Raw genomic sequence first — 1,643 nt, 5'->3', positions numbered from 1 at the left:
TATGACCATTCCTTTCCGCTGCGCTCCAAGGCACCAAAATGGATGAAACACAAGTGCCTCTAACACAGCAAGTCGAAATTTGTTAGAATGGGCTTGAGGAAGCAGGCACACTACAGAGCACGTGGAGGTGAGTAGGCTCAACCTCGTATTGGACTGAATGGCTATGTGTGCCGGATGCTCTTTCAAGCACCAATAATTAGGGTTTAGTACCCTGTAACCTTATCTTTGGAGAGACGGACTACTTCAATCTTTCAGCGAGCGTCCAGTCCCTGCCTGTTCTCCTCAAATCTTATTTTGAGGGGATGTGCTATGCTTAAAATCGTTTACCCCATCTGCTGCGGGATGGATGTCCACAAGTCCTTTGTTGTTGCTTGTATTGCCACAACCAATGACCACGGAGTGACCAACTACAAAAGCAAGCGGTTCTCCACTTTTACGGGAGATTTACGCCGGTGTGCAGATTGGCTTTCTGAGAACAACTGCAAAGATGTGTGCATGGAATCCACCGGGAAGTATTGGATTCCCATTTACAATATTTTGGAACACACCTGCAATATCGTCCTCGCTCACCCCAAATATGTGAAAGCCATTCGGGGAAAGAAAACCGACAAGCGAGATGCCAAGTGGATTGCCGACATCTTCAAGCACGACCTTGTTTCCGGTAGCTTTATCCCTCCAGCAGATATCCGCCAGCTTCGGGATTTGGTACGCTATCACTGGAAACTTACAAACTTCAATGTTGGTGAAAAGAACCGTGCTCAGAACTGCCTTACTGTTTCCAACATTAAACTGGACGACGTATTTTCGGATGTCTTTGGAAAAGCTGCATCGGCAATTACTACCAGGCTGTTAGAAAGCAATGAACCTTTTGACGTAAAGCCCTATCTTACTAAAAACATCAAGAAGCCCATTGAGCAGATTCAAGCCGCCGTGGATGGAGAAATGTGTGCCGAACAAGCTGAAAAGCTCCGCATTATCCGTTCCCACATGGATAGTCTTGAATTGTGCAAACTCAACTTGGAATCCCTGATTCTGTCTACTGCGGAAAAATACATTCCTCAACTCAACCTTGTTATGACGGCGCCGGGTATCCAATCTTTTGCCGCTATCGGCATTATCTCTGAAATTGGAGTGGATATGTCCGTGTTTCCCACCTCGAAGCATCTTTGCTCCTGGGCTGGTCTTACGCCACAGAACAACGAGAGTGCCGGGAAGAAGAAAACTACCAGAATCAGCCGTGCCGGGGCTTACATCAAACCGTTGCTTGTGCAGTGCGCTCTTTGTGCGATTCGTACCAAGCAGTTTCCAGAGGTCCGTAACCGCTATTTGGCCCTAAAGAAACGCAGGGGCCACAAGAAAGCGATTATTGCTATTGCAAGAATGTTGTTGACTGCCATCTACAACATTCTCAAATGGAATGAAGTGTACAATTCTGAACTCTACCGTAAAGCTGACCGACCTCCCGCACACCGTGAGGTTTCTGTGGAAGAAGCAGTGTTTATCCTCCAGCGTCAGGGATATTTGGTGACGGCTCCTGCCGTTACGTAGGATTTAAGCACAGCTTGAACTTCGCCCGCATTTAGGGGGCTCGGTTTTGTGCGCCCTTTTTCGGAATGGTACTTAAATTACAATGTTTCAACCTT

General features: G+C 47.1%; 1 protein-coding gene. It reads left to right on the top strand.

The annotated features are described in order from the left end of the window. The first annotated feature begins 309 nt into the window (after nt 1–309). Nucleotides 310–1,548, top strand: coding sequence for an IS110 family transposase (locus tag GT748_RS15005; RefSeq protein WP_117461969.1), 1,239 nt, complete (start codon nt 310–312; stop codon nt 1,546–1,548). The last annotated feature ends 95 nt before the right edge of the window (nt 1,549–1,643 follow it).

The organism is Bittarella massiliensis (ex Durand et al. 2017) (genome assembly GCF_009876955.1).
GTDB classification, from domain to species: Bacteria; Bacillota; Clostridia; order Oscillospirales; family Ruminococcaceae; genus Bittarella; species Bittarella massiliensis.
Note: the sequence above shows the minus strand (reverse complement) of the source record. Positions and strands in the feature narration are given on the sequence as shown.

Excerpts from the sequence above, each read along its gene's own strand:
- GT748_RS15005 (WP_117461969.1), top strand. The coding sequence starts at position 310 with ATGCTTAAAATCGTTTACCCCATCTGCTGCGGGATGGATGTCCACAAG.